We start from the raw sequence: 25,075 nt of genomic DNA, 5'->3' as shown, positions 1-25,075 counted from the left end.
GTCTGTTGTCCGTCTGCCTGGCCGCCGAATCGTAGTTCGCTCCACGGCTGCCGTGCCGGGCTTTCGCGGCATATCCTCCCTCGCTGCGCTCAGTCCGGTATTCCACGACCCGGCACTCTCGCCGCTCCGCTCTCAAACGATCCTCTTGCCAGACAGGCGAACAAAACAGTTGATCGGGAGAGAAAACAGATCATGCCTGACACCACTACCCAGACCGGAACCGTCGAGCACATCGACCCGCAGTCCCTCGTCATCGAGGCCAACGTGCGGCCCAGCGCACCGCTGACGGCCGCGTTCGTGCAGAGCGTCCGAGAAAACGGGGTACTCACCCCCGTCCTGGCACGCCGCGATGAGCAGGGCAACGTCCTCGTACGAGCCGGACAGCGCCGCACCCTCGCAGCCCGAGAGGCAGCGGTCACGACGATTCCCGTGTACATCGTCGACGCCGACGAGGCCACGGCGGAGCGCATCATTCAGCAGATGGTCGAGAACGACCAGCGCGAAGCCCTCACCGACGGCGACCGCGCGGCCGCGTTCCAGCAACTCGCGTTCGAGGGCATGAGCGTCACCGCGATCGCCAAGCGCACCGGCACCAAGCCCAAAGAGGTCAAGACCGCCCTCGTCGTGGCCGAGAACGCCACCGCCGCCTCCGCGATCCACGAGCACTCGCTGACCCTCGACCAGGCCGCCGTGCTGATCGAATTCGACGACGACGCCGAGGCCCGCGGCCAGCTGATCGACGTGGCCACCCACGACCCGGCGCAGTTCGCCCACGCGGCACAGCGCGCCAGAGACGACCGGGCACGCGCGAAGGTCAAGGCCGACACCGAGGCAGACCTGACCGCCCGCGGCTTCGAAGTCCTCGACCGCGACCGTGGCTACTACGAAACCGACTACACCCGGCTCAGCGAACTCGTCACTGGCGAAGGCGAGCAGGCCACCGTCGAGGACATCGAGAACGTCGAAGGCCGCGCCGCGTTCGTGCGGGTCTACATCACCGGCAACGCCGACGTGACCTACTACCTCCGCGACCCCAAAGCCGCCGGATTCCGCAAGGCCACCGGCTCCGGCAGCACTAGCGGGCCGATGACCGACGAGCAGAAGGCCGAACGCCGAACCCTCATCGCCAACAACAAGGCGTGGGCATCGGCCGAGGTCGTCCGACGCGAATGGATCACCACGTTCCTGTCGCGCAAAACGCTCCCCAAAGACGCCTCCGCAGTGATCGCCACCGGCCTCACCCTGCACCGTCAGGCCGTGAGCCTGGCCACCCGGGACGGCAACACGCTCGCCCACGAACTGCTGGGCATCGAGCGCGGCGGCTACTGGGAGGCCGACAAGCTCGCCGCGATCGTCGAGCAGACCCCCGCCAAGGCCCAGCACGTGGCCCTCGCCGTGGTGCTGGGCGCCGTGGAGAACGTCACCAGCAAGCAGACCTGGCGGCACCCCTCCCCCACCGACCGGGCCTACTTCACCCAGCTCGCCGCATGGGGCTACGGCCTCAGCGAGGTCGAGCAGATCGTGACCACCGTCACCGATGCCGCCACGAGCGACTACGCCGAGGACTACGACGGCGTCGACGAGGAGTAACCAACCGGAGGGGGCCGACCCGGCCCCCTCCCCGACTCCCCCGGAGACACCCATGCTGACTATGACCACCCCCGAAGGGCGCACCTTCACCGCAGACACCGACGTGCGCCTCGCGTCGCTCTGGGCCGACGTACAGTTCGGAGCGCACTGGGACGACGGTCTGCCGCCGTTCGACCAGCACGACGTGATGAACGACATGATCGACGAGGTTCACGCGATGCAAGACGGCGAGATCCCCGGCTACACCGTCACCGAATCCAGCCCATAGCCGTCATCGACGGCCCCGCTCCGCGATCGCCGGCGAGGGGGCCGTCCCCCTCGCGCTCCCCCACCGCATGAATGCACACTGATATCACAATGCAGGCAGATCGCCAGCACACCAGCTCGACGCATCAATCGGACCGGCCACAGGCCGGGCAGCACGGCCCTGACGGGCCCATTTTCTTGCCGTGAAGCCTTCGGCAGCATACGGTCGGCCGCCCTCCGCGCAAGCGGCTACGCCGCCGGCTCCCCCGACAACTGCGGCACGCGGTCGCTGCGCTCCCTCCCATCGCGCCGAACTTCTCTCCTCCACCGCCCTCACGGGTTGCACTCCACCCGGCACTCCCTAGCGGCGACAAGTCGCCTTCACGGCAAGAAAACGTGAGGGGTTGTTGAAAGGAGAGAGCCATGACTCGCAAAGTCACCACCCGCAAGAGCACCGAGGAACGACGCGCCGAGGCCGAAGCCCTACAGGCGACGATCGCTGAGCAGATCGAAGCGCTCCGCGACTCCGGGACGTGGACGCGGTTCCTCGCGTTCGCTCAGGCATTCCACCGGTACAGCCTGGGAAACCTGCTGCTGATCTTCGCGCAGAGCCCCGAGGCCACCCACGTCGCCGGATACCGGACATGGCAGAGCCTCAACCGCCAGGTGCGCAAGGGTGAACGCGGAATCCGCATCTTCGGCGGCCGCGACATCCGCGAGACGGTCGAGAACGAGCAGACCGGCGAAGAAGAAGAACAGCGCCGCGTGCGGTTCTTCCCCGTGTCCGTGTTCGACATGAGCCAGACCGACCTCATCGACCCCGAGGCAGGCGACCCCAGCGACATCGCGCACCAGCTCACCGGAGAGGACCCCGCAGGCATCTACGACGCCGTAGTCGACTACCTCACCGGCAAGGGATGGACCGTCGAGCGCGAGAACATCCCCGGCGCCACCAACGGCTACACCACCACCGACGACAGCCACCGCGTCGTCATCGACGCTGACCTCTCCCCCGCCCAGGCCGCCAAGACCGCACTGCACGAGGCCGCGCACGTCATCCTGCACGCCGAGGAAGATCACGCCGAGTACGTCGAGCACCGTGGCGTCAAGGAAACCGAAGCCGAGAGCGTCGCCTACATCGTCGCCGGGATTCTCGGGCTGGACTCCAGCGCCTACAGCGTCGGCTACGTCGCCGGATGGAGCAACTGCGACACCGACACCATCAAGGCCACCGCGGCCAACGTCCTCCGCACCGCGCACGCCCTCGCGGACGCGATCACCACCGACACCCCCGCACCCGTCGCGGCCTGAGAACGAAGGGACAAGACCCATGAGCCAGAGCATCCAAGTCATCGAGAACCGCGTTACGAAGAGCGACGCCGACACCGTGGCCAAGAGCCGCCAGATCGGATACCGGGCGCAGGAACTCGCGGACTACGCCCGCGCAGGCTACGCCCTCGCCCACACCGCCACCGTTGACGGGTCCGAGTACGTGACATTCGTGGACACGCTGACCCGCACCAACGACTGACCGGCCGGGAGGGGCGGCAGCGGGCGGCCCCTCCCCCACCGGCGCGGCCTCCCTCCGGTCGGCCGGCGAGGGGTGGTCCCCTCGCGCTCCCCCACTGATATCACTGTGAAACCACCAAGTGATATCACTACGGATGCACGTTGCATCTACAGCGATAGCATGGCATTCTAATATCAGAACACTTTCATGGTGCTATTAGTTTGCAACTGCTATCAGTTTGAAACCGTGTTGATACCGAACCGCTACCACATCGAAAGTAGAGTGCAACCATGATCATTCTCGTCGGAAGCCAGAAGGGCGGCCCCGGCAAGACGACCATCGCCGTCAACCTCGCCGTGGAGTACGCCCGCCGCGGCAAGGACGTGTGCCTCGTCGACGCCGACCCGCAACGCTCCGCCGCCCGGTGGCACGCCGATCGCGAAGAACAGGGCCACGAGCCGGCGATCGCGTGCGTCGAGAAGATCGGCAGCATCCATCAGACCTTGCAGGACCTCGCCACCCGCTACGACGTTGTGATCGTCGACGTCGCCGGTAAAGACAGCAAGGAGATGCGCACGGGCATGACCGCCGCCGACAAGCTCGTCGTCGTTGTCCGGCCCAGCCAGCTCGACCTCGACACACTCGGCCACATGACCGAAGTCATTGACCAGGCCCTCGACTTCAATCCCGAGCTGGACGTGCGCGGTCTGATCACACAGGCACCAGCCAATCCGAACATCACCGAACGCACCGACGCGGGGGAGTACCTGGCCGACTACCCCCGCATCCGCCCGCTGGAGACAGTGATCTACGAGCGGAAGGCCTACCGCGACGTCGTGGGCGAAGGACTCGGCGTCGTCGAGTGGAGCAACCCCAAGGCCAAGGCAGAGATTCAGGAACTCGCAGCGGAGTTGGTGGCGTAATGGCAATCAAGAAGCGACCCCAGGCAGACCCGGCAGCTATCGAGGCGTTCGGTGCCGCCGCAGACACACCCCCCGAAGCGCCGTCACCCGTCGCTTCAGCGCCGACGCCGCCGCGGCAGGTCGCACCGGCGCGCAGCACGCAGCCGGGGGAGTGGCCGGCCGACGTGGCCAAGACGCTGCTAATCCGCTGGCCCGACGCGACCCTCCCGTCCGAACTGGCCGAGGTCGCAGGCCTGGAGGACCGCAGTCAGCACAAGACCGCGCTCCGCGCCCTGCAACGCGGCCTCGAAGTCCTCCGAGCCGAACACCGCGAATAGCCTCGGCGGCCCACGATGACGCGCTATCGCAGTGATATCACTCTGAAAGTACGTTGAAAGCAGACCCGCGTGCACGGCGTAGAGCAACACCAGGCGCACCGGCACGGAGGCCGGCCCGCTAGAGGAGCCGCTGCGCGGCACAGTGACTCTCACGCATTCTTTGACCTGTCCGGCTGTCGAGGATACGACGGCTCCACTCCGGGCCAACGGCTTTCGCGGCATATCCTCCCTCGCTGCGCTCAGTCCGGTATTCCACGGACCGTTGCTCCCTCCGCTCCGCTCGCCGTTAATCCCTCGATTGCCGGAAGGCAAAGAAAAACGGTTGGTAGGGAGAAGGGCAAGAGCAATGGCTGAGCAGATCACGGTGTACACCACCGGCCCGTCATGCGCCCGCTGCACACTCACCAAGAAAGTGCTGACGACCAAGGGCATCGAATTCGTAGAGGTAAACATCCGAGAGAACGAGGCGGCGCGTACCTACGTCGTCGAGGACCTGGGATACACCGAAGCACCCGTCGTCGTCATCACCGACGAGGACCACTGGAGCGGCTTCCGCCCCGACCACATCGACCGCATCGCAAGTAACCGATAAGGAGAGACACCCATGTCCACGCGCACCATCACCGGAAACCTGGCCGCCGACCCCGAGGTCGTGCAGGCCGGCAGCATCCAGATCACCAAGCTCCGCGTCATCGAGAACACGGGGGAGTACCGACAGGGCAAGTGGCAGGCCCACGACACCCCGACGACCCACTTCATCGAAGCCCGGTTCGAGCTGGGCGAGAACGCGGCCGCATCCCTGCACAAGGGAGACGCCGTGATCGTCACCGGACGCGAGCACACGTCGAGCTGGGGGGATGACGCCAACAAGCAGTACGGCCGCGTCATCGACGCCGACAGCATCGGCGCGGACCTCGCTCGAGCGACGGTCACCATCAGCCGCAACGCCCGCGACGACCAGCAGTAGCCACCCCACGACCCGGCCGGGGCGCATCAGAGCCGCCCCGGCCGTGTCAGTGACCCAGAGAAGGTAAGACATGGCCGAGAACGAACAACACCGCCAGGTCGAGGTCGCCCGCGACCTCTCAGCCCAGGCCAGAACCCTCGCGCACTCAACCCGAGACGTCCCGGCGCCGTTCGACTCCTACACACTTCTCGGTGAGCTCGTCGCCACAGTCGACGACCTCGAACAGGTGTGCCAGCAGCTCGGAGCCTGGCACTCGCGCGTCGTCGACGGCCGGCACTATGCGGGCGAAGACAACCGAGGAGACGGAGCGACAGGCACCATCACCGCCGCCGCCGAGCTTCAACGGGCCGCCGCCGCGCTCGGCACCGCCTCCGAAGCCCTCCGAGCCGCCCACTCCGCCAACGGCGTCGTGCGGTGGTTCGACGAACTCGCAAGAAACGCCGGCGACGAATGAACGGCCCACCGACCCACGTCCAAAGGCTCGTCGACGCCATGCTCGACGCGGCCCAAGCCGCTGACCCAAGAACCGAGCACAGCATCACCCTGACGCCCGAGAACTCGCTTCTGCTACCGATCCACGCCAACGAGCTGCCCCGCATCGTCGACGGCGTAGACGGGGCTTACCGTGGCCACGTCTACCGCGACTGCATGGTGTGGGATCAGCCCGTCCTCGACCACCTGGTCATCGTGCAGCCTGTCGTCGGCCGAGTCACGGAGGATTCGCACGGACCGACCTACTTTGGCGACCTTCGCAGCGTGAAGCGCCCCGGGTTTCGTGGAGGCTCGGTTATCTGGAACCGGCTCCGATCGGAACCTGCTCGTGAGCGTATCGGGTCGCGTCGAGCGATGCCCAATGCGACCGCTCGAACTCGGCCGGCGGGACGTGCCCGATCTCGCCGTGCAGTCGCCGCTGGTTGAACCAGTCGACATATTCGGCGACGGCGATCTCGACATCGCGGATCGACGCCCAGCCGCCCTTCGGCCGCATCGCTGGGTTCCGGATGCACTCGCCCTTGAACAGCGAGTTGAACGCTTCGGCCATCGCGTTGTCATACGAATCGCCTTTGCTTCCAACGGAAGCGACGGCATCGGCTTCGGCGAGGCGCTCGGTGTAGCGGATGGCGCGATACTGGGCGAGTTCAACCGGTCGATGCAACACCGGGCTGTTGAAGCGAGGATAGCTGCTCGGCGAACACCTCCGCCGGGGTGCGCCAGCCGAGGATCTTCCGGGGCCGGTTGTTGAGCGCGAGAGCGACCGCTTCGAGGTCCTCGGCCGACCACCGCGACAGGTCGGTGCCCTTCGGGAAGTACTGCCGCAGCAGCCCGTTGGTGTTCTCGTTCGTCGGGCGCTGCCAGGGCGAGTGCGGGTCGGCGAAGAACACTCTCGTGCCGGTATCGAGGGTGAGCTGCGCATGCCCGGAGAGTTCCTTCCCACGATCCCAGGTGAGGGTCTGGCGCAACTGGACGGGCAGCGTGGTGAGCGACGCGGCCAGTGCGGCGTTCATCGCGAGAGCGCCGTAACCACCGAGCGCGGGCCCGTTCTTCACCACGGGCTGCTCGCCCCAGCCCTCCAGCCGGGGCAGTTGCACCAGCATCGTGGACCGGCTGGAACGCTCGATGAGCGTCCCGATCGCCGAGCGACCGGTGCCGATGATCAGGTCGCCCTCCCAGTGCCCGGGAACCGCGCGGTCGGCAGCCTCGGCGGGACGCTCGGAGAGCACGACGTCCGCGGTGACATGCCCCTGCGGCTTGTTCCGCGACCGTTCCCGCGGCTGACGCAGCGCTCGCCCGGTGCGCAGGCAGGCCACCAGCTCGCGCTTGAGCGCGCCGCGGCCCTCGATGAACAGCGACTGGTAGATCGCCTCGGGGCTGATGCGCATGGACTCATCATCGGGGAAGTCGATCTTCAGCCGGTGGGAGATCTGCTCCGGGCTCCATGCCAGCGACCAGCACCTGTCCGCCCGATGCGGCTTGTTCAACCCCTTCCAGGGCGGCGGCGTCGGCCCTTCGACCGCGGTGCCGTCGGGCCGGCGCACCTTCCCCGCGAGACGGTCCTGCACGTACTCACGCAGCGCGTCGTTCACGACCAGCTTCGCGACCTTCGGTCGCTTCGCCGACTCCTGCGCCTTCCACTGCGCCACCAACGCCCGATACTCCGACTTCCCGCTCCTCGTCGCCGCGTTCCGCCGCAGCTCCCGGGAGATCGTTCCCGGATCCCGGCCCAGCTCACGCGCGATCTCGCGCACGCCCTTGCCCTTCGCGCGCATGAGTGCGATCTCCTCGCGTTCTTCGAAGGACAGGTATCGGCCCGACGGTTCGGTCAGACTCAGCGGCGTCATGCCGCCAGCGTGGCGAAACCAGCGCATCCCGACCGGCACGGACACGCCCACCGCGATCGCAGCTTCCGCGGACGTGATGCCCGTCGCGATCAGCCGCCAGAACTGTCGCTGCACCGCCTTCGAGGGCGCAGGCCGTCCGGGCGAACGCATCGGCGGCCTGAGAGCCCGATCCGCGCGCCACTGCCGACGAACCCCCTCGGGCGCATCGCCGGTCTTCGCAACCCAGTCTTTCGTCGCCACCGCTCACCTCCGCTGTCAAGGTGTTGCGACGACCGATTGAATCCGCCCTGGACTCCTCGGTCGCTGTGGTGGACGAGCCCGGTCGTGTCCTGCCCGTTCCGGCGGCGCTGCCAGAGCCCCATATCGAGCGCGTCGAGCGCGAGGTCCGTACGCAGGCTCGTGGACACCTGCCAGCCGACGACGAGCCTGCTGAACACGTCGATCACGAACGCCGCGTAGACCCATCCGGCATGGGTGCGGATATAGGTCAGATCCGCGACCCAGAGCTGGTTCGGTGCCGTCGCGGTGAACGCTCGTCCGACGAGATCCGCTGGCCGCTCCGTCTCCGCGCCATCACCCGAGGTGGTCTTGACCTGCTTATCGCGCCGAAGCCCTCGCAAGCCGAGCTCGCGCATCAGTCGCTCGACGGTGCAACGGGCAACCGAGACGCCTTCCCGGTTCAGCTCGGCGTGGATCTTCCGCGCCCCGTAGACGCCGAGATTGTCGGCATGGACAGCCGCGATGTCGGCTTTCAGTTGCTCGTCTCTGACCGCTCTGGCAGACGGCGGGCGCGTCTTGGCGGCGTAGTAGGTGCTCGGGGCGATCTTCAGGCCCGCGTCACGCAGGACGTGGCAGATCGGCTCGACCCCGAACCGGTCGCGGTGCTCATCGATGTAGTCGACGAGCACCGCGGTGGGCACCTCGGTTACTTCAGCTTGCGGTCGAGCTCCGCGGCCGCGAAAAAAGCCGACGCGGTCTTCAGGATCTCGTTCGCCCGCCGCAGCTCGCGGACCTCCCGCTCGAGGTCGGCGATCTTCTGCGTGTCCGCGGTCGTCGTGCCGGGCGCTTCACCGGCGTCGATCTCGGCCTGCCTGACCCAAGTGCGCAGGGCCTCGGGATGGATATCGAGCTGGTCGGCGATCCGCTTGATCGCTCCGGTCTTCGTCGCGGGATCTCGTCGCGCGTCGAGCGCCATCCGCGTCGCGCGCTCCTTGAGCTCCTCGCTGTACTTCCGTGGTGCTGCCATGACTCTCATCCTTCACTGGTTTGAGAGCCTCCATCAGACCCGGGGCGCTTCACCTCACCGTCAAAGCCGTCATGACCGACAACGGCTCCTGCTACCGCTCCCACGACTTCGCCGCGGCCCTCGGCGAGGGAGTCCGGCACATCCGCACCCGCCCCTACCGGCCACAGACGAACGGGAAAGTGGAGAGATTCAACCGCACCCTCGCCGCCGAGTGGGCCTACGCATCGACCTACCTCTCGAACGCGGCAAGATCAGCCACCTACGCCGACTGGCTCGAGGAATACAATCACCGACGACCCCACACCGCCCTCGGAGGCCACACCCCCACCTGCCGCCTTCACAACCTCACGGGTCGCTACACCTAGGGTGGTCGCCATGAGTGACAGCGACGTCTACGTCAGCCCCACCCGCGTCCCTGCCGGCATCGCCCTCCTGCTCGCCGTGCTTGGCACCGCCGCCATGTACGCCGGCTTCGTGCTCGGGGTTCCCGCCGCCCTCGACGGCAGCGGCAGCGGAGCGGGTGGATTCATCGTGCTGTTCCTCGCCGGAGCCGCGCTCGTGCTGGCGGCGCTGGTGATCTCGATCGTCTGCCTCGTGCGCGGTCTCGCGCGCGGCATCGCGATCCTGGCGCTGGTCGTCGCGCTGGTGCCGGTCGTCGGCGTCGTGATCCTGCGGATCGCGGCGGTGTCCTAACCCGCGGCGTCCTGACCCTCCGCCGCCTTGTACACCTTCGACCGCGGCACATAGCGCGCGGAGTTGCCGAGCAACCCCGCGACCTCCTCGTCAGTGAGCTCGCGGCGCACCTTGCCCGGGATGCCCGCGACGAGCGACTGCGGCGGCACGATCGTGCCCCTCGAGCACCACCACCTCGCGTGCCGTGGCAGACCACGAGCACCGCCTTGCCGGGAAGTCGGTGGCGATGCGGGTCAGGGCCACGACCCCGTGCACAGCGACGGAGTCGAGCGACGCTGCGCCCGGATACTCCCGGTCGGGCCAGCGCGCGATCGCGGCGGCGGCCGAGGTGCCCTCCAGCTCGCCGTAGTCGCGTTCGGCGAGCTTCGGATACGCGGTGCCGAACGGGGTGTTCAGCCCTTCCGCGATGATGCGGGCCGTCTCGCGGGCGCGCAGGAGCGGGAAGTTCACGACCGCATCCACGGCAGTGAGCGCAGGGTCATCGGGGTATCCGCCACCTATCGGTGTCCGGTGTTGTTGAGCCGGATGTCGCTCGATCCCTGGATGAGTCCCTCGGCGTTCCAGTCGGCCTGACAATGCCGGATGAACGCGACGATCATGACGTGAAGGCACCGATCACGCCGACCACGGGTCCAGACCGCCCCGGAGCCCACGACGACGAGCCTCACGGGCGCCACCAGCAGGAGGAACCGCGCCCGGTGGGCGAGGCGCCACGGCAGCACGCCCAGGTATCGCCGCGCGAATTCCCGGATCGCGGGGGTCGTCGATCGTCGGCGTTGTGATCCTGAGGATCGCAGCGACCGCCTGACTTCGGGGTGCTCGCCGAACGCTTCAGTGCCGGGAACGGCGCCGGTGACCCGCCCCTGCGGGCGGCGCAGCATCTTTTACACGCTGGAAATGTTCAGGCCATGCCCGCGCAACGACAGCCAGCGAGCATGGATCGTATACAAAACGCGAGAGATCGCGTCATGATTGCCGCGAGAATTGAGAGGCTTATGAAGACTTCAAGCCACCGCGATAGGCGTCTCGCCTGGGCGGGTGCGGCCATGGTGGGGATGCTGACGATCGCCGGTTGTGCGGCGGAGCCATCGACCGAGGAAGAGTCCCTTCCGGTCGTGGCGACACAGCTGAACTGGGTCACCAACGTGGAGTTCGCCGGAATGTGGATCGCCGAGAGCGAGGGCTACTACGCGGAGGAGGGCATCGTCGCCGAATGGCTGCCGGGCGGCCCCAACGTCTCCAACACCGTTCAGATCGTCGCATCCGGTGACGCACCGATCGGACTCGATACGAACTTCACCTCGTTCATCGACGCCGTGTCGGAGGGAGCCGACGTGGTGCTCGTCGGTGCTGTCTACCAGGAGAGCCCATTGGCAATCCTGTCGCTCTCCGAGAACCCGATCAACTCGGTCGAGGACATGATCGGCAAGCGCATCGGAAGCCCCCAGGGGCAGCAGCGTGAACTGGATGCCATCTTCACCATCAACGGGCTAGAGCCGGATTACGAGTTCGTGCCGATCGGCTACGACGTGCAAGCGCTCGTGAACGGAGACGTCGACGGGATCACCGCCTTCGCCACCAACCAGGGACTCATCCTCGAAGAGCAGGGTGTGGACTACACCAGCGTGTCGTGGCAGGACCTGGGTCTGGATGTCTACTCCAACATGATCTTCGTCGACCGCACCTACCTGGAAGAGAACCGCGACCTGGTTGTCGCCTGGTTGCGGGCTACCGTGAAGGGCTGGGAGAAGAACGCCGACGACCCCGAAGTGGCCGCGCAGCTCGCGGTCGACGTGTGGGGAGCCGACCTGGGACTCTCGCTGAGCCAGCAGATCAAGGAGAACATCAATCAGATCCCGATGACGACGAGCGATCTCACCGCGGAGTCGGGTCTGTTGCGGATCTCGGCGGAGGACATCGAGCAGAAGATGTACCCGATCCTGCGGGCTGCGGGCATGACCGATCTTCCTGATGTCGCGACTTACGTTGACGAATCGCTGCTCGACGAGGTCTTCGGCGGATCGGCAACCCTGCTCCGATGACTGTGCAGGACCTCGGTCCGGTCGGCACGGCGACGCGGTCCCGAAAGACCATCGAGATCGTGATCGGCGTGCTCCTCTTCGCCTCGGCGTGGGAGATCATCGGCCGGACCGGGGTCCTCTCCACCTCCTGGCCACCCCTCACCGACGTGTTGTGGGTGATCGTCGATCCCGCGCGTGCGCCGAGGTTGTGGGGGGCGCTCGGGGTGACCGTCCAGGAGGGGCTTCTCGGCGGCGTGATCGGAATCAGCGCCGCGGTGGCGACCGCGGTGCTCTCCCGCCTGATGCCGGTCACGCGTCGCCCGGCGGAGCGCTTCGCGGTTCTCGTCGAGGCGGTTCCGGTCGTCGCCCTCGGCCCGCTGCTCATGGTCCTTCTGCCCCGCGCCGTCGTGCCCGCGGCGCTGGCGGCGACAGCGGCCTACTTCGCTGCCTTTGTCGTCATCTGCTCCGCGCTGTGGACCCGACGGGCGGCGCAGGAGGACCTGTTTGCCGTACTGGGTGCCCGGCGGATCGCGGTGCTCGCGCAGCTGGAAGCGCCCGCGGCGCTCCCAGCGGTGTTCGCGGCTCTTCAGCTGGCGATTCCCGCGGCCCTGTTGGGGGCGGTGATCGGCGAGTGGTTCGGCTCCGCCCGGGGCATCGGGCCCCTGCTGATCAACTCGATGCAGAACTACGACATCCCGTTGCTGTGGGCGGCGGGGGTCCTGACCGCAGTGCCCGCCAGCATCGTCTACGGCGGCGCTGCGTCACTCGCCCGGCGGAGCGCGGCGAGGTTCGGGCTGTGAACGCGCGCGTGACGGCTATCGGGCGAGCGGTCGCCCGGTTCGCCTGGGACAACGTGGCGGTCGTGGCGATCGTCGCCGCGTGGGCGCTGTGGGTCGTGATCGGGCAGGTCAACCGGGTCGTCATGCCCTCCCCGGCGAGTGTTCTCGCCGACCTGGTCGGACATCCGGATGCGTATCTTCCCGACCTCACGGTGAGCGCCGGGCTGGCCGCGACGGGTCTCGTCCTGGGACAACTGCTTGGCATCGGACTCGCCATCGCGGCCCATCTCTCAGGAGTCGTGCGTGCGGCGGTGCGGCCCGCGGTGCTGATCGTCCGCGCTGTTCCCATGGTGGCGATGGTTCCGATCTTCGCGCGGATTGTCGGTTACGGAACGCCGACCGTGCTGGTCGTCGCCACACTGGTCGCGTATTTTCCAGCGTTCGTCCTGGTGTCGCGCGGTCTGGCCTCCGCCTCGCGCAGCAAGCAGGACCTGCTGACGGTGCTGGGAGCCTCGAGATGGACGAGGTTCCGGCGGCTCGATCTCCCGGCCGCGGTCCCTTCGCTCTTGGAGGCGTTCCGGCTCTCTGCGGTCGGGTCGGTGGTCGGGGTGCTGCTCGCCGAGTTCGTCGTCGGGTCGTCGGGTCTCGGGCAGCTCTTCGTGGTGTCGCGGGTCTCCTACGACATGTCGCGATCCTGGGGTGCCGCCATCGTCGCCACAGTGCTCTCTCTCGCATTCTTCGGGCTGGCTTCGGCCGTGACGCGGTGGCTCGAAGCGGCTTATCACGACGGCAGTAATGGGAAGGGATGATCGTGAACGACAACATCGACGAGGCTTGGGTACGGACGGTACCCAAAGCCGAGGTCCACGTGCACCTGGACGGATGCATCGACCGGGAGGAGCTGATGCGACTGGCCGGCAAGTACGGGGTGCCCCTTCGCCGACCGGCCGAGCAGCTCTTCGATTTCGACGGACTCACCGAATTTCTCCAGTTCCTCGACTGGGGTGCGTCGCTGGTCAGGACCGCCGACGACGCGGCATCCGTCGCCTATCGGTTCGCCCAGAGGCAGGCGGCCAGCGGCATCCGCTACACCGACGTGATCATCAACCCGACCCACTGGGAGGCCTGGCGCGGAAATATCGCGGGACTCGTCGACGCCCTCGACGCCGGATGGCGAGAGGCGGAACAGGACGGACTCCCGTCGACTGGCCTGTGCCTGAGCTTGTTGCGCCAGCAATCCGCCGCTGAGGCCGATGAACTGCTGGATTGGATGCTGGAGCGGGACCATCCGCGGGTGGTCGCCCTGTCGATCGACGGCGACGAAGCGGTTGCCGGGCGTGTGTCCGCAAGGTTCGCCGACACTTTCCGCCGCGCGGCATCCCGTGGCATTTACCGGACCGTTCACGCAGGGGAGTCCAGTGGTCCCGAGGGTGTCCGCGATGCGATCGACCTCCTGATGGCCGATCGTATCGATCACGGCTTCCGCGCGATCGAGGAACCGGCGCTGGTCGCCGAGATCGCCGACCGAGGCATCCCGCTCGGCATCTGCCCGGGGTCGAACGTCGCTCTTGGATTTACCGAGAGCCGGGCCGCGCATCCAGTCGAGGAGTTGCGGCAAGCCGGGGTGCGGATCAGCCTCAACACCGACGACGGCACTGCCCTGGGATCGATTCTCGACCAGGAGTACGCCGCGACCGCGCGGGCGTTCGGCTGGCAGCGCGATGACCTTCTCGCCATCGCGCGAACATCGATCGAGTCGGCCTTCTGCGACGATGACCGTCGTAGCGCGCTGCTCGCGGAGCTCGATGCGGTGGCAGCCGGCGAGGAGGCGCGGGCATGAGCGCGGTGGCGATCGTTGACGCGCGAGTGCTGACGATGGACGATGAGCGCCGCGACCTCGAGCGGGCGACCGTGTTGGTCGAGGACGGCGAGATCGTCGCAGTGGGATCGAACGTCGAGATTCCCGTCGGCTCGCGGGTGATCGAGGCGGCGGGGCGCGCGGTGATCCCGGGACTCGTGAACGCGCACACCCATGTGCCGCAGATCCTGCTTCGCGGCGGCTACTCCCACGATCGGCCACTCTACGAGTGGCTCTACAACGTGCTGTACCCGGGCCTGAGCGTGTACGAGAACGACGACATCCGGTGCGCGACCTTGCTGTTCGCGACGGAGGCGTTGATGAACGGTGTGACGACGATCGTTGACAACGAGGATGCTGGAACGCGTTCCATGGTCTCCACCGCGGCGAGCACTGTCGAGGCCCTCGTCGAGAGCGGCATCCGCGCTGTATACGCTCGCATGTTCGCCGACCAGCCTGCGCCGGGTTTCGAGGATTATCTCGGCGCGGTCCGTGCGAAGGCCCCGGACGTTCCGGACAGCGACATCTTCGTCGACACCGATCGCGTCTTGGCCGACCTCGATGAGATCGTGCGGAGGTACGACAGGGCCGGTGAGGGTCGGATCCGAGTGTGGCCGTCGCCGGCGATCCCCGGAATCGTCTCCCGACGCGCCCTGCAGCGGAGCCGACAGATCGCGCGCGAGCGCGGAACCATGTGGACGATGCACGTCGCCGAGGACGAGCGGGAGCGCGTGCAGCACATGATGGGCGCGGTCGAGTATCTCGACAGCGTCGGTGCGCTCGATGAGAGGTTGCTCGCGGCGCACTGCATCGACGTCTCCGATCGTGAGATCCGGTTGCTCGCAGAATCGGGCACCCGGGTATCGACGCAGCCGGCGAGCAACGCCTTTCTAGGCGCCGGGGTCGCGCCGGTTCCGCGAATGCTCCGGGCGGGCATCCCGATGGGGATCGGCACGGACGATGCGAACTGCTCGGATGCGGTCGATCTCTTCGGTTCGATGAAGCTCCTGGCGCTCCTGCACCGCGCGGTGAGTCGTGACCCGGGGGCGATCAGTCCGCAGCGGGTCGTGGAAATGGCAACGATCGAGGGAGCGCGGGTTCTGGGTATGGATGACCTGATCGGATCGATCGAGGTCGGCAAGCGCGCCGACCTCGTCATCCTTGATCTGGAGGAGCCGCGGATGACGCCCGCGGCCGACTTGTACGCGGCGCTCGTATTCTTGCAACCCACGGTCGCGGTACGTACCGTGATAGTCGACGGTCGGGTCGTCGTCGAACGCGGCGTTCCTACCTTCCTTGGCGCTGACGGCGACCTCGCGGCCCTGGTGCGGGAGGCCTCGGAGCGTTCCCGCGGCATCGCGGACCGCGCACGACTCCAGGTGGGCCGATGAACGCCGGCGCGCCTCTCGGGCGCAGCGTGCGGGTCGAGGCGGTCTCGAAGTCGTTCCGGCTGAAGCGCGGAGCGTCGGTCCAGGCGATCAAGCGGGTAGACCTGGAGATCGCCGAGGGGGAGTTCGTCGCGCTCATCGGCCCGTCGGGCTCGGGGAAGTCGACGATCTTGCGGATGATTGCCGGACTTGACGAGCCGACTTCGGGGTCCGTGACGATCGCCGGTGAGCATCCGCGAGTCCTCGCGCGCGATCATCGCCTGGGTGTCGCGTTCCAGGACCACGCACTGCTGCCGTGGTTGACGGTGCGCAAGAACATTGAGCTCCCTTTCCGAGTCGCGGGCCGTGACGTCGATCGGCACCAGGTAGATGATCTGATCGACTTGGTCGGACTCCGGGGCTTCGCCGATGCGCGCCCGTCCCAGCTTTCCGGCGGGATGCGTCAACGAGTCTCGATCGCGCGGGCTCTGGCTCTGGATCCCTCCGTTCTGCTTCTGGACGAGCCGTTCGGAGCGCTCGACGCGGTGACGCGACGACGACTCAATGTGGAGCTGCAGGCGGTGTGGACGCGGTTGCGCATCACGACGCTCCTCGTCACGCACAGCGTCGAGGAGGCGGTGTTCCTCGCCGACCGAGTCGTCGTGCTGAGCGCCAGACCGGCGCAGGTCGCCGATGTCGTCGAAGTGGGGTTCGAGCGACCCCGTGAGCCGGATCTGCTGCGGGATGATCGCTTGCATCGCATCGTCGACGGGCTGAACGCGCGACTGGACGCGACGGAGGCGGAATCGTCCGCAAGCGGGGGAGCATCCAGCTGAGGCGACCGGAACTCGGCATCTGGCGGGGTTGGTCCCTAGAGTGAGGAGCATGGCTTCTCGTGCTGGGCTTCCCCTGCGCGACGTGATTGCCGCCGCGATCCGGGGACGGATCATCGATGGCTCGTACGTTCCCGGCAGCCGGCTTCGCGAGGAGGAGATTGCTTCCGATTTCGACGTCTCCCGAGTACCCGTGCGCGAGGCCTTTCAGGTGCTGGAGCAGCAGCGCTTTCTCGAGTTGCGCAAATACAAGGGTGCAATAGTCGCCCAGCCCGAGTCATCGGGCACCCGCGAGCTCATCGCGATCCGCGCCGAACTCGAGGCGATGGCGGCGCGGCTTGCCGCGGCTGCCCACGGAGGGGCGATGGCACGCGAACTTCGATCTCTTACAGAAGAGGGCAGCACCCTCGACCCGGTGACCGAACCCGAGCGCCATTCGGAGCTGGTGGAGCGATTCCACGACACGGTGGCGATTGCTTCCGGAAATCGAGAACTCGTCGAGATGCTGAGGACGCTGCGCAGCCGCCTCAGTTGGATATTCGGAGCGGAGCTGGCTGCGCGCGCTGCCGGGTCGTGGGATGAGCATCGCGACATCTGCGCGTCGATTCTCGGCGGCGAGGAGGCCGCGGCTCATCTCATGCGCGAGCACGTCCTCGGCGACCTTGCGTTCTTCGACGAGCTCATCCGTCGCTGAGGTTTAACACGGCGGTAACACTCCGACGCCGGCCCTCTCCGGTAGGTCGTATACGATCGAGGTGAGCAAGGGAGTCATAGTGACCACGACAACACCGCAGGCGATCCAGGCGGATCCCTATGCCTGGCCGTGGCACGGTCAACTCGATCTCACGCGCACGGCTCTGCTCTGCATCGACTGGCAGGTCGACTTCTGCGGCAGCGGTGGATTCATTGATTCGCTGGGCTATGACATCAGCCTGACCCGTGCGGCGATAGAACCCACCCAAAGAGTGCTTGGGCGGGCGCGCGAACTCGGGCTGACGGTGATCCACACGCGAGAAGGGCACCGCCCCGATCTCTCTGATCTGCCCGACACCAAGAGGTGGCGTTCCGCCAGTCAGGGGGTCGAGATCGGGTCCGTCGGGCCTCTGGGACGCGTGCTGATTCGAGGCGAGGCTGGGTGGGAGATCATCCCCGAGTTGGCCCCGCTTGCGGGTGAGACGGTCATCGACAAGCCCGGCAAAGGTGCGTTCTACGCCACCGACCTCGAGCACATTCTGCGCATGGCGGGGATTACCGATCTGCTGATTACGGGGTTGACCACCGATGTCTGCGTGTCGACCACAATCAGGGAGGCCAACGATCGCGGGTTCGAGGTACTCGTGCTGTCGGATTGCACGGCCGCGACCGATCGCGCCCGGCACTTGCAGACGATCGAGATCCTCACGATGCAGGGCGGCTTGTTCGCGGCTGTCGCTTCATCGGACTCCGTCCTCGCCGCGCTGGGTGCGGAATCGCTCCCGGCCGACGACCGGACGCGCTGATGTATGTCGATCTGACGGTCGTGCCGGTTGCTGCCCCCGACGACGCCCCGGTCGACAGGGTGTTCGGGCGAAGGGTCCTTGCCGTCATCGGAAAGACGGAGGGGAACGGCGGCGTTAACGACTTCAGCCGGGCTCTCGCGACTCGCGCCTGGACCGAGGGGCTCTCGGAACCGGCGTTGACCGTCATGTCGGGCGGCACTGAGGGAGTCCTCAGCCCGCATGTCACCGTGGTTTCGGAGGGTTCGACATCAGGCAACGGGCGACTTGCGGCGGGGTTCGCGCAGACCCCTCGGTTATCTGTCGAAGGGCTCGGGCGCCGAGAGCAGGTCGACGCGGTCGCTGCGGCGACGCTCGAAGCGTGCCGCAACGGAGGCTTTGATCCACGCAACGCCCACATGGTGCTCGTGAAATGCCCTTTGCTGACGACCGAGCAGATCGTGTCAGCGAGAGGCGGGGCCGTGACGGATGATCCCTACCTATCGATGGCGCGATCCCGAGCGGCTAGCTCGCTGGGCGTCGCGCTCGCGTGCGGAGAGATCGGCGGAGTCGAAGCGGACCAAGGCCTCGCAGGCGATCCTTCTGTCTGGTCGGCGGTCGCTTCGGCTTCCGCCGGTATCGAGCTCGACCGGTGCCTCGTGCTGGCGTTCGGGTCTCGACTCGACCCCGGCGGACAGCTGAACGCTGAGACGGTGGTCATGCACGACGCGATCGACGTGGAGGAGATCGTCGCGCTCCGCGATCGCATCCGAGCCGCCGGCGGCACCATCGTGCAGGTCTTCGCGAAGGCCGAGGCGAGTCCGGACGGGCGGATCCGAGGGTTACGGCACACGATGCTCACCGACACCGACCTCTCGTCGACACGACACGCGCGCGCGGCCGTAGGAGGCCTTCTAGCGGGGGTGTTCGGGCGCACATCGATCTACGTCTCCGGAGGCGCCGAGAACCAAGGGCCACCTGGAGGAGGTCCGGTGACGGTGGTGTGGCAGGAACCCACGGGCGGAGGTGAGACGAGGCGATGACGAGCAGATTCGGGCCGGTAGCGGCCACACCGTACGCGTGGCCGTTCGACGGAACGTTCTCCGCCCAGTCGACCGCGCTCCTGTGTATCGACTGGCAGGTGGACTTCTGCGGGATCGGTGGCTACGTCGACCGCATGGGGTACGACCTCACACTCACCCGACGCGGACTCGCGCCCACAGCGCGGATCCTCGGTTCCGCTCGCGCGGCAGGCCTCCAGGTGATCCATACTCGCGAGGGTCATCGGGCGGATCTCTCGGACTGCCCGCCCAACAAACTCTGGCGCTCGCAGCAGATCGGTGCCGAGATCGGGTCGTCAGGACCGGGAGGACGCATCCTCGTACGCGGGGAACCCGGGTGGCAGATTGTGCCCGAAGTGGCACCTCTCGTGGGCGAGATCGTCATCGACAAGCCTGGCAAGGGGGCGTTCTACGGAACCGATCTCGACGTGATCTTGCGCACTCGGGGGATCACTCATCTGATTCTGACGGGGATCACAACCGACGTCTGCGTGCACACGACGATGCGGGAGGCGAACGATCGCGGCTACGAGTGCCTTCTGCTCAGTGACTGCACAGGCGCCACCGATCACGGAAACTACGAGGCGGCGCTGAAGATGATCACCATGCAGGGGGGTGTTTTCGGTGCGGTCGCGGAGTCGTCGGCGCTGGATGACGCGTTCGGTAAGGGATCCGCGCGGTGATCTCTCCTCGCATGGAGATCGCCCGCCTCCACTCCGCGTACCGGCGGGGAACCTGCACACCTCGCGATGTGGCGGAGCGCACTCTGGCTGCGATCGATGCGCGAGGACGTGACGGAGTCTGGATCTCGGTCTCCGATCGACTCGTCCGAGATGCTGAAGCACTCGATCCTGCCGATCGCGATCGTCTTCCGCTCTGGGGCATCCCCTTCGCGGTCAAAGACAACATGGACGTCGAGGGGTGGGCGACGACGGCGGCGTGCCCGTCTTTCGCCTACAGCCCCCAGCAGTCGGCACCCGTGGTTCGCGACCTGATCGCGGCAGGCGCGATCCTCGTCGGCAAGACCAACCTGGACCAGTTCGCTACCGGTCTGAACGGTACCCGTTCTCCTTACGGGACGCCCTCCTCGGCCCACGATAGCTCCCTCATCTCCGGCGGGTCGTCATCAGGATCCGCGGTAGCTGTTGCGGCGGGCCTGGTTGCGTTTTCTCTGGCGACCGATACCGCGGGGTCCGGGCGCGTTCCCGCGGCGTTGAACGGGGTCGTCGGTCTCAAGCCGAGTGTGGGCCTTGTCAGCACTCGCGGTGTCGTGCCGGCGTGCCGGTCGCTCGATTGCGTTTCGGTGATGGCGAACTCGGTTGCCGACGCAGCCATCGTGGCTCAGGTGATCGCCGGCTTCGATGATCAGGACCCCTGGTCGCGCCCGCTCCCGGTTCCTTCCGCCCGGGTTGCTTCGGTCTCGCTCGCCGGAGTCCGCCTGGGCGTGCCTGAGGTTGTCGCCGGATGGGGCGAGCGTGGCGAGGAGGACGCGTGGAGTCGGGTCCGTGCCGACCTCGTCCGAGCCGGAGCCGAACTGGTTGAGATCGACTACACCCCGCTTCTCGAGGCAGGTCGTCACCTGTATGGCGGTGCGTGGCTTGCTGAGCGCGCGACCGCCGTCTCGGTCGCGCTCGAGGAGGACCGAGACGACGTCGACCCGGTCGTGCGCCAGATCTTGGCGGGCGCCGGTGCGATGTCGGCCGCACAGGTCTGGTCGAGTATGCACCGCGTGTGGGAGTTGCGGCGGGAGGCGGATGACATCCTCCGTTCGGTCGATGCTCTGCTCACTCCCACGGTGACGAAGACCTACACGGTCGAGCAGATGCGCGCTGACCCCGTCGAACTCAACGCGCAATTGGGTACCTACACGACCTTTACCAACCTGCTCGACATGTGCGCCATCGCGGTCCCGGCGGGGAGTACGGCGGCGCACGTCCCCTTCGGTGTCACCCTTCATGGGCCTTCCGGTGCCGACCAGGAACTCGCAGGGCTGGCGTCGGCGCTCGCGGATGCGGTCGACCAGGACTCGCTGATGGAGGTCGCCGTCGTCGGCGCCCATCTCGAGGGGTTCGGACTTCATCACCAAATCACCGATCGCGGCGGGCTCCTGAGCCGGCGCACGATGACCGCACCCCGGTACCGGCTCTACGCGCTCCCCGGCGACGAGCCGCGACGTCCCGGGCTGGTGACCGATCTACGAGAAGGCGCTCGTATCGAGGTCGAGGTCTATCGGCTTCCGACTGCTACCGTCGGGTCCTTTCTCCGCGGTGTGAGTGCACCGTTGGCGATCGGCACGCTCGAGCTCGACGACGGCACCGCCGTCCACGGATTCGTCTGCGATCCGACGGCGCTCGAGGGAGCGCGTGACATCACCGCGTACGGCGGGTGGCGCTCGTATATGGCCGCGGCGGCCGATGATCTCAACAGGGCGGCCGATGCCAGCTGACGACGTCCCGATCCTCGCGGTTCACGGGGTCGCGGCCTCACCTGCCGTCTGGGATCCTCTGAAGCGCTTGATTCCACAGCTCCGGGCGCTTCGTCGCCCGAAGACCGGTCGGTTGGAGGACGAGATCGAGTGGCTGGCCGAGTATGCGGCGGGCGCGGTCATCGTGGGGATGTCAGGCGGGGCAACCCTCGGTCTCGCGCTCGCGGGCATGGGTGCCGCGTGCCATGGATTCGTCCTCCATGAGCCGGCGGCGGGGAACCTGGTGCCGGACCTTCTCTCCCCGACCGCCGAGGCCTTTCGCCGTGGCGGGACGACAGCGGTGGGTAAGGCGCTCTATGGCAGGAGGTGGTCGGTCGACCTGCTCGATGACCACGGAGACGTCGACGCGACGACGGCGAAGGAGATCGCCATGTTCCGCAGCTTTCAGCCTCGACGTCGACCGGTCGGGGGACCCCGATGCGTGGTCACGACGGGGTCTCGGTCGGCTGCGCCCAGGCACCATGTTGCGAGAGAGCTGCGGCGGCTGGGCTACGAGACTCGCACCATCGAAGGCTCCCGGCACTTCGTCACATACGAGCAGCCCGCGAGGCTGGCCGCCCTGGTGCGCGAGGTCGCCGGATTGGATGCGCCCGGGCATCCGGGGATCGATGACGGAGGTTCGGGGTGGGCGAGGTTCTGGTGGTGACCTCGCGGCGGTCTTCTAGACCTCGGCCGCGCGGTAGATCTTCGACCGCGGCACATAGCGCGCGGAGTTGCCGAGCAGCCCGGCGACCTCCTCGTCGGTGAGCTCCCGCCGCACCTTGCCGGGGATGCCCGCGACGAGCGATCGCGGCGGAACGACGGTTCCCTCGAGCACCACCGCCCCCGCGGCGACGAGCGAGTTCGCGCCGATGACGGCGCCGTTCAGCACGGTCGCGTTCATGCCGATGAGGCATCCGTCTTCGACGACGCAGCCGTGCACGACGGCGGCGTGGCCGATGCTGACGTCGGCGCCGATGATCGTCGGGTTGCCCGCCTCGGTGTGGATCACCGCGTTGTCTTGGAGGTTGCTGCGTTCGCCGAGCACGATCTCGTCGATGTCGCCGCGCAGCACCGCGCCGAACCAGACGTTGGCATCTGCAGCGATGCGCACCTTGCCGATCACGGACGCGTTCGGGGCGACCCAGGCGTCGGCGGAGATGTCGGGCTCGTGCCCGTCGAAGGGGAGGATGACCGGCATTCCGCCAGCCTAGCTGTACTGCCCAGGCAGGTTGTTTGAGATCCGGCTGATGGGCGGGAGCTTCCCGATCGCAGTGTGGGGCCTGTGGTGATTGTAGAAGTGCAGCCAGGCGGGCAGGGCTGCGCGGCGGGCTGATTCGCTGTTGTAGTGCTTCACGTAGGCCCAACCGTCGGCCATAGTGCGATGGAATCGCTCGATCTTCCCGTTCGTCTGCGGACGGTAAGGACGTGTGCGCTTGGGTGTGATGGCGAGCTCGGCGCAGACGCGTCGCCAGGCGTGGGAGCGGTAGGCGGGGCCGTTGTCCGAGAGGACCCGTTCGACGCGGACGCCGCGGTCGGCGAACCAGGACACGGCCCGTTGCAGGACGCCGATCGCGGTCTCGGCGCGTTCGTCGTCGTGGATCTCGGCGTAAGCGACGCGGGAGTGGTCGTCGATGACGGTGTGGACGTAGGCGGTGCCGGTGACCATGTCGCCGGCGATGCCTCGCTTTCCGGTGCGCTTGGCCGTGACTGCTCGGTTGCGGTCGCCTTGGGACCGTCCGACGTAGCGCCAGCCGCCGCCGTCGGGGATGTTGCCGAGCTTCTTCACGTCGACATGGATCAGCGCGCCGGGCTTGTCGTGCTCGTACCGGCGGGCGGGTTCCCCGGTCTTCACATCGACATGCGAGAGCCGGTTCAGTCGACACCGTTTCAGCACCGCGTGGACGGTCGAGGCCGGCATCCCGACGCGGTCGGCGATCTGGACCGGCCCCAGGCGCTTGCGGATCCGCAGGTGCACGATCTTCTTCACACGGTGCGTCGGGGTGAAGCGCCCCGGGTTTCGTGGAGGCTCGGTTATCTGGAACCGGCTCCGATCGGAACCTGCTCGTGAGCGTATCGGGTCGCGTCGAGCGATGCCCAATGCGACCGCTCGAACTCGGCCGGCGGGACGTGCCCGATCTCGCCGTGCAGTCGCCGCTGGTTGAACCAGTCGACATATTCGGCGACGGCGATCTCGACATCGCGGATCGACGCCCAGCCGCCCTTCGGCCGCATCGCTGGGTTCCGGATGCACTCGCCCTTGAACAGCGAGTTGAACGCTTCGGCCATCGCGTTGTCATACGAATCGCCTTTGCTTCCAACGGAAGCGACGGCATCGGCTTCGGCGAGGCGCTCGGTGTAGCGGATGGCGCGATACTGGACTCCTCGGTCGCTGTGGTGGACGAGCCCGGTCGTGTCCTGCCCGTTCCGGCGGCGCTGCCAGAGCCCCATATCGAGCGCGTCGAGCGCGAGGTCCGTACGCAGGCTCGTGGACACCTGCCAGCCGACGACGAGCCTGCTGAACACGTCGATCACGAACGCCGCGTAGACCCATCCGGCATGGGTGCGGATATAGGTCAGATCCGCGACCCAGAGCTGGTTCGGTGCCGTCGCGGTGAACGCTCGTCCGACGAGATCCGCTGGCCGCTCCGTCTCCGCGCCATCACCCGAGGTGGTCTTGACCTGCTTATCGCGCCGAAGCCCTCGCAAGCCGAGCTCGCGCATCAGTCGCTCGACGGTGCAACGGGCAACCGAGACGCCTTCCCGGTTCAGCTCGGCGTGGATCTTCCGCGCCCCGTAGACGCCGAGATTGTCGGCATGGACAGCCGCGATGTCGGCTTTCAGTTGCTCGTCTCTGACCGCTCTGGCAGACGGCGGGCGCGTCTTGGCGGCGTAGTAGGTGCTCGGGGCGATCTTCAGGCCCGCGTCACGCAGGACGTGGCAGATCGGCTCGACCCCGAACCGGTCGCGGTGCTCATCGATGTAGTCGACGAGCACCGCGGTGGGCACCTCGGTTACTTCAGCTTGCGGTCGAGCTCCGCGGCCGCGAAAAAAGCCGACGCGGTCTTCAGGATCTCGTTCGCCCGCCGCAGCTCGCGGACCTCCCGCTCGAGGTCGGCGATCTTCTGCGTGTCCGCGGTCGTCGTGCCGGGCGCTTCACCGGCGTCGATCTCGGCCTGCCTGACCCAAGTGCGCAGGGCCTCGGGATGGATATCGAGCTGGTCGGCGATCCGCTTGATCGCTCCGGTCTTCGTCGCGGGATCTCGTCGCGCGTCGAGCGCCATCCGCGTCGCGCGCTCCTTGAGCTCCTCGCTGTACTTCCGTGGTGCTGCCATGACTCTCATCCTTCACTGGTTTGAGAGCCTCCATCAGACCCGGGGCGCTTC

31 protein-coding genes, 2 pseudogenes and 2 other annotated features are annotated in these 25,075 nt (G+C 67.2%); of the genes and pseudogenes, 23 read left to right on the top strand and 10 right to left on the bottom strand.

Going from position 1 to position 25,075, the window contains the following annotated elements; translation table 11 throughout:
* Positions 1-192 precede the first annotated feature (192 nt).
* The 9 genes from ABC271_RS18125 (at position 193) to ABC271_RS18085 (ending at position 6,007) form a co-directional block, all read left to right on the top strand.
* Positions 193-1,590 carry a ParB/RepB/Spo0J family partition protein gene (locus ABC271_RS18125; protein ID WP_412926240.1) on the top strand — a complete coding sequence of 466 codons (1,398 nt, stop codon included), beginning with the start codon at positions 193-195 and terminating at the stop codon, positions 1,588-1,590.
* A gap of 61 nt (positions 1,591-1,651) precedes the next feature.
* Positions 1,652-1,858 carry a hypothetical protein gene (locus ABC271_RS18120; protein ID WP_412926239.1) on the top strand — a complete coding sequence of 69 codons (207 nt, stop codon included), beginning with the start codon at positions 1,652-1,654 and terminating at the stop codon, positions 1,856-1,858.
* A gap of 401 nt (positions 1,859-2,259) precedes the next feature.
* Positions 2,260-3,147, top strand: a complete 888-nt coding sequence (locus tag ABC271_RS18115) for an ArdC-like ssDNA-binding domain-containing protein (RefSeq protein WP_412926238.1) — start codon at positions 2,260-2,262, stop codon at positions 3,145-3,147.
* Positions 3,148-3,166: 19 nt separating this feature from the next.
* Positions 3,167-3,367, top strand: coding sequence for a hypothetical protein (locus ABC271_RS18110; RefSeq protein WP_412926237.1), 201 nt, complete (start codon positions 3,167-3,169; stop codon positions 3,365-3,367).
* Between the two features lie 269 nt (positions 3,368-3,636).
* Positions 3,637-4,269 (top strand): AAA family ATPase, encoded by a 633-nt coding sequence (locus ABC271_RS18105; RefSeq protein WP_412926236.1) that lies wholly within the window; start codon positions 3,637-3,639, stop codon positions 4,267-4,269.
* Positions 4,269-4,586 carry a hypothetical protein gene (locus ABC271_RS18100; RefSeq protein ID WP_412926235.1) on the top strand — a complete coding sequence of 106 codons (318 nt, stop codon included), beginning with the start codon at positions 4,269-4,271 and terminating at the stop codon, positions 4,584-4,586. The genes ABC271_RS18105 and ABC271_RS18100 overlap by 1 nt, the downstream gene beginning before the upstream one ends.
* A 346-nt stretch (positions 4,587-4,932) precedes the next feature.
* Complete coding sequence (locus tag ABC271_RS18095; protein WP_412926234.1) at positions 4,933-5,178, top strand: glutaredoxin domain-containing protein; 246 nt, start codon at positions 4,933-4,935, stop codon at positions 5,176-5,178.
* A gap of 12 nt (positions 5,179-5,190) precedes the next feature.
* A complete protein-coding gene (locus ABC271_RS18090) occupies positions 5,191-5,553 on the top strand; it encodes a single-stranded DNA-binding protein (protein ID WP_412926233.1) in 363 nt (120 codons plus the stop codon).
* A 70-nt stretch (positions 5,554-5,623) separates the two neighbouring features.
* A complete protein-coding gene (locus tag ABC271_RS18085; protein WP_412926232.1) occupies positions 5,624-6,007 on the top strand; it encodes a hypothetical protein in 384 nt (127 codons plus the stop codon).
* Between the two features lie 333 nt (positions 6,008-6,340).
* Here ABC271_RS18085 and ABC271_RS18080 read toward each other — a convergent pair whose 3' ends face one another.
* The 4 genes from ABC271_RS18080 to ABC271_RS18065 form a co-directional block, all read right to left on the bottom strand.
* Complete coding sequence (locus tag ABC271_RS18080; protein WP_412926231.1) at positions 6,341-6,709, bottom strand: integrase core domain-containing protein; 369 nt, start codon at positions 6,707-6,709, stop codon at positions 6,341-6,343.
* Positions 6,693-8,042: an IS30 family transposase gene (locus ABC271_RS18075; protein WP_459564428.1), complete on the bottom strand. Its 1,350-nt coding sequence runs from the start codon at positions 8,040-8,042 to the stop codon at positions 6,693-6,695. Before ABC271_RS18075 ends, ABC271_RS18080 begins: the two co-directional genes overlap by 17 nt.
* Positions 7,982-8,812, bottom strand: a complete 831-nt coding sequence (locus ABC271_RS18070; protein ID WP_412926230.1) for an IS3 family transposase — start codon at positions 8,810-8,812, stop codon at positions 7,982-7,984. The genes ABC271_RS18075 and ABC271_RS18070 overlap by 61 nt, the downstream gene beginning before the upstream one ends.
* Positions 8,708-8,860 (bottom strand) — a sequence feature (AL1L pseudoknot). Its footprint overlaps the gene before it by 105 nt.
* Positions 8,818-9,138, bottom strand: a complete 321-nt coding sequence (locus ABC271_RS18065; RefSeq protein WP_167760810.1) for a transposase — start codon at positions 9,136-9,138, stop codon at positions 8,818-8,820. It overlaps the preceding feature by 43 nt.
* Before the next feature lie 53 nt (positions 9,139-9,191).
* Between ABC271_RS18065 and ABC271_RS18060 the strand changes: the two are divergent.
* Positions 9,192-9,503, top strand: a pseudogene (locus ABC271_RS18060) (integrase core domain-containing protein); the annotation flags it as partial.
* A 10-nt stretch (positions 9,504-9,513) separates the two neighbouring features.
* Entirely contained in the window at positions 9,514-9,831 is a 318-nt protein-coding gene (locus ABC271_RS18055; RefSeq protein ID WP_195691675.1) for a hypothetical protein, read from the top strand.
* On the opposite strand, the pseudogene ABC271_RS18050 reads toward ABC271_RS18055, so the two are convergent.
* From ABC271_RS18050 to ABC271_RS18040, 3 genes and pseudogenes are all read right to left on the bottom strand, one after another.
* Positions 9,828-9,989: pseudogene (locus tag ABC271_RS18050) on the bottom strand (gamma carbonic anhydrase family protein); the annotation flags it as partial. The gene ABC271_RS18055 and the pseudogene ABC271_RS18050 sit on opposite strands and share 4 nt — an antisense overlap.
* Positions 9,922-10,281: a histidine phosphatase family protein gene (locus ABC271_RS18045; protein ID WP_408904883.1), complete on the bottom strand. Its 360-nt coding sequence runs from the start codon at positions 10,279-10,281 to the stop codon at positions 9,922-9,924. The pseudogene ABC271_RS18050 and the gene ABC271_RS18045, both read right to left, overlap by 68 nt.
* Before the next feature lie 47 nt (positions 10,282-10,328).
* Positions 10,329-10,712, bottom strand: coding sequence for a histidine phosphatase family protein (locus tag ABC271_RS18040; protein WP_267189647.1), 384 nt, complete (start codon positions 10,710-10,712; stop codon positions 10,329-10,331).
* Positions 10,713-10,826: 114 nt separating this feature from the next.
* On the opposite strand from ABC271_RS18040, the gene ABC271_RS18035 reads away from it, so the two are divergent.
* The 12 genes from ABC271_RS18035 to ABC271_RS17980 all read left to right on the top strand — a co-directional run bounded on the left by ABC271_RS18035 (position 10,827) and on the right by ABC271_RS17980 (position 22,356).
* Positions 10,827-11,873: an ABC transporter substrate-binding protein gene (locus ABC271_RS18035; protein ID WP_412926229.1), complete on the top strand. Its 1,047-nt coding sequence runs from the start codon at positions 10,827-10,829 to the stop codon at positions 11,871-11,873.
* Positions 11,870-12,652, top strand: coding sequence for an ABC transporter permease (locus tag ABC271_RS18030; RefSeq protein WP_195691673.1), 783 nt, complete (start codon positions 11,870-11,872; stop codon positions 12,650-12,652). Before ABC271_RS18035 ends, ABC271_RS18030 begins: the two co-directional genes overlap by 4 nt.
* The gene (locus ABC271_RS18025) at positions 12,649-13,440 is read left to right on the top strand and encodes an ABC transporter permease (RefSeq protein ID WP_195691672.1); all 792 of its coding nucleotides are present in this window, start codon (positions 12,649-12,651) and stop codon (positions 13,438-13,440) included. The genes ABC271_RS18030 and ABC271_RS18025 overlap by 4 nt, the downstream gene beginning before the upstream one ends.
* A gap of 2 nt (positions 13,441-13,442) precedes the next feature.
* A complete protein-coding gene (gene add / locus ABC271_RS18020; protein ID WP_228178106.1) occupies positions 13,443-14,471 on the top strand; it encodes an adenosine deaminase in 1,029 nt (342 codons plus the stop codon).
* Positions 14,468-15,880 (top strand): amidohydrolase family protein, encoded by a 1,413-nt coding sequence (locus ABC271_RS18015; protein WP_195691670.1) that lies wholly within the window; start codon positions 14,468-14,470, stop codon positions 15,878-15,880. The genes add and ABC271_RS18015 overlap by 4 nt, the downstream gene beginning before the upstream one ends.
* On the top strand, positions 15,877-16,692 hold the full coding sequence (locus tag ABC271_RS18010) for an ABC transporter ATP-binding protein (RefSeq protein ID WP_228178107.1): 816 nt from the start codon (positions 15,877-15,879) through the stop codon (positions 16,690-16,692). Before ABC271_RS18015 ends, ABC271_RS18010 begins: the two co-directional genes overlap by 4 nt.
* Positions 16,693-16,741: 49 nt before the next feature.
* Positions 16,742-17,383 carry a GntR family transcriptional regulator gene (locus ABC271_RS18005; RefSeq protein WP_195691669.1) on the top strand — a complete coding sequence of 214 codons (642 nt, stop codon included), beginning with the start codon at positions 16,742-16,744 and terminating at the stop codon, positions 17,381-17,383.
* A 79-nt stretch (positions 17,384-17,462) separates the two neighbouring features.
* Positions 17,463-18,188, top strand: coding sequence for a biuret amidohydrolase (gene biuH / locus ABC271_RS18000; protein ID WP_195691668.1), 726 nt, complete (start codon positions 17,463-17,465; stop codon positions 18,186-18,188).
* Positions 18,188-19,207 (top strand): ring-opening amidohydrolase, encoded by a 1,020-nt coding sequence (locus tag ABC271_RS17995; protein WP_195691667.1) that lies wholly within the window; start codon positions 18,188-18,190, stop codon positions 19,205-19,207. Before biuH (ABC271_RS18000) ends, ABC271_RS17995 begins: the two co-directional genes overlap by 1 nt.
* Complete coding sequence (gene biuH / locus ABC271_RS17990; protein WP_412926228.1) at positions 19,204-19,908, top strand: biuret amidohydrolase; 705 nt, start codon at positions 19,204-19,206, stop codon at positions 19,906-19,908. The genes ABC271_RS17995 and biuH (ABC271_RS17990) overlap by 4 nt, the downstream gene beginning before the upstream one ends.
* Complete coding sequence (atzF, locus tag ABC271_RS17985; RefSeq protein WP_286932984.1) at positions 19,905-21,671, top strand: allophanate hydrolase; 1,767 nt, start codon at positions 19,905-19,907, stop codon at positions 21,669-21,671. The genes biuH (ABC271_RS17990) and atzF overlap by 4 nt, the downstream gene beginning before the upstream one ends.
* Entirely contained in the window at positions 21,661-22,356 is a 696-nt protein-coding gene (locus ABC271_RS17980) for an alpha/beta fold hydrolase (protein WP_195691666.1), read from the top strand. The genes atzF and ABC271_RS17980 overlap by 11 nt, the downstream gene beginning before the upstream one ends.
* A 15-nt stretch (positions 22,357-22,371) precedes the next feature.
* Here the strand turns inward: ABC271_RS17980 and ABC271_RS17975 are convergent, their stop codons facing one another.
* The 3 genes from ABC271_RS17975 to ABC271_RS17965 all read right to left on the bottom strand — a co-directional run bounded on the left by ABC271_RS17975 (position 22,372) and on the right by ABC271_RS17965 (position 25,024).
* Entirely contained in the window at positions 22,372-22,890 is a 519-nt protein-coding gene (locus ABC271_RS17975) for a gamma carbonic anhydrase family protein (RefSeq protein WP_228178109.1), read from the bottom strand.
* 9 nt (positions 22,891-22,899) lie between these two features.
* Complete coding sequence (locus tag ABC271_RS17970; protein ID WP_412926274.1) at positions 22,900-23,784, bottom strand: IS481 family transposase; 885 nt, start codon at positions 23,782-23,784, stop codon at positions 22,900-22,902.
* A protein-coding gene (locus ABC271_RS17965; RefSeq protein ID WP_283715845.1) for an IS3 family transposase occupies positions 23,724-25,024 on the bottom strand; the annotation gives its coding sequence in 2 pieces (ribosomal slippage) (positions 23,724-24,730 and positions 24,730-25,024; 1,302 coding nt in all). The genes ABC271_RS17970 and ABC271_RS17965 overlap by 61 nt, the downstream gene beginning before the upstream one ends.
* Positions 24,594-24,746: a sequence feature (AL1L pseudoknot), on the bottom strand. It overlaps the preceding gene by 153 nt.
* Positions 25,025-25,075: the final 51 nt, after the last annotated feature.

It is taken from the genome of Microbacterium canaveralium (assembly GCF_047238045.1).
GTDB lineage: Bacteria > Actinomycetota > Actinomycetes > Actinomycetales > Microbacteriaceae > Microbacterium.
Note: the sequence above shows the minus strand (reverse complement) of the source record. Positions and strands in the feature narration are given on the sequence as shown.

Bases quoted from the DNA above. Each gene is read 5' to 3' on its own strand.
- ABC271_RS18090 (WP_412926233.1), top strand. From the start codon at position 5,191: ATGTCCACGCGCACCATCACCGGAAACCTGGCCGCCGACCCCGAGGTC.
- ABC271_RS18085 (WP_412926232.1), top strand. From the start codon at position 5,624: ATGGCCGAGAACGAACAACACCGCCAGGTCGAGGTCGCCCGCGACCTC.
- ABC271_RS17980 (WP_195691666.1), top strand. From the start codon at position 21,661: ATGCCAGCTGACGACGTCCCGATCCTCGCGGTTCACGGGGTCGCGGCC.
- ABC271_RS17995 (WP_195691667.1), top strand. From the start codon at position 18,188: ATGTATGTCGATCTGACGGTCGTGCCGGTTGCTGCCCCCGACGACGCC.
- ABC271_RS18125 (WP_412926240.1), top strand. From the start codon at position 193: ATGCCTGACACCACTACCCAGACCGGAACCGTCGAGCACATCGACCCG.
- ABC271_RS18120 (WP_412926239.1), top strand. From the start codon at position 1,652: ATGACCACCCCCGAAGGGCGCACCTTCACCGCAGACACCGACGTGCGC.
- ABC271_RS18055 (WP_195691675.1), top strand. From the start codon at position 9,514: ATGAGTGACAGCGACGTCTACGTCAGCCCCACCCGCGTCCCTGCCGGC.
- ABC271_RS18095 (WP_412926234.1), top strand. From the start codon at position 4,933: ATGGCTGAGCAGATCACGGTGTACACCACCGGCCCGTCATGCGCCCGC.
- ABC271_RS18075 (WP_459564428.1), bottom strand. From the start codon at position 8,042: ATGCGTTCGCCCGGACGGCCTGCGCCCTCGAAGGCGGTGCAGCGACAG.
- ABC271_RS17975 (WP_228178109.1), bottom strand. From the start codon at position 22,890: ATGCCGGTCATCCTCCCCTTCGACGGGCACGAGCCCGACATCTCCGCC.
- ABC271_RS18030 (WP_195691673.1), top strand. From the start codon at position 11,870: ATGACTGTGCAGGACCTCGGTCCGGTCGGCACGGCGACGCGGTCCCGA.
- ABC271_RS18040 (WP_267189647.1), bottom strand. From the start codon at position 10,712: ATGCTGCGCCGCCCGCAGGGGCGGGTCACCGGCGCCGTTCCCGGCACT.
- ABC271_RS18065 (WP_167760810.1), bottom strand. From the start codon at position 9,138: ATGGCAGCACCACGGAAGTACAGCGAGGAGCTCAAGGAGCGCGCGACG.
- ABC271_RS18015 (WP_195691670.1), top strand. From the start codon at position 14,468: ATGAGCGCGGTGGCGATCGTTGACGCGCGAGTGCTGACGATGGACGAT.
- ABC271_RS18035 (WP_412926229.1), top strand. From the start codon at position 10,827: ATGAAGACTTCAAGCCACCGCGATAGGCGTCTCGCCTGGGCGGGTGCG.
- ABC271_RS18110 (WP_412926237.1), top strand. From the start codon at position 3,167: ATGAGCCAGAGCATCCAAGTCATCGAGAACCGCGTTACGAAGAGCGAC.
- ABC271_RS18010 (WP_228178107.1), top strand. From the start codon at position 15,877: ATGAACGCCGGCGCGCCTCTCGGGCGCAGCGTGCGGGTCGAGGCGGTC.
- ABC271_RS18105 (WP_412926236.1), top strand. From the start codon at position 3,637: ATGATCATTCTCGTCGGAAGCCAGAAGGGCGGCCCCGGCAAGACGACC.
- ABC271_RS18005 (WP_195691669.1), top strand. From the start codon at position 16,742: ATGGCTTCTCGTGCTGGGCTTCCCCTGCGCGACGTGATTGCCGCCGCG.
- ABC271_RS18100 (WP_412926235.1), top strand. From the start codon at position 4,269: ATGGCAATCAAGAAGCGACCCCAGGCAGACCCGGCAGCTATCGAGGCG.
- ABC271_RS18115 (WP_412926238.1), top strand. From the start codon at position 2,260: ATGACTCGCAAAGTCACCACCCGCAAGAGCACCGAGGAACGACGCGCC.
- biuH (WP_412926228.1), top strand. From the start codon at position 19,204: ATGACGAGCAGATTCGGGCCGGTAGCGGCCACACCGTACGCGTGGCCG.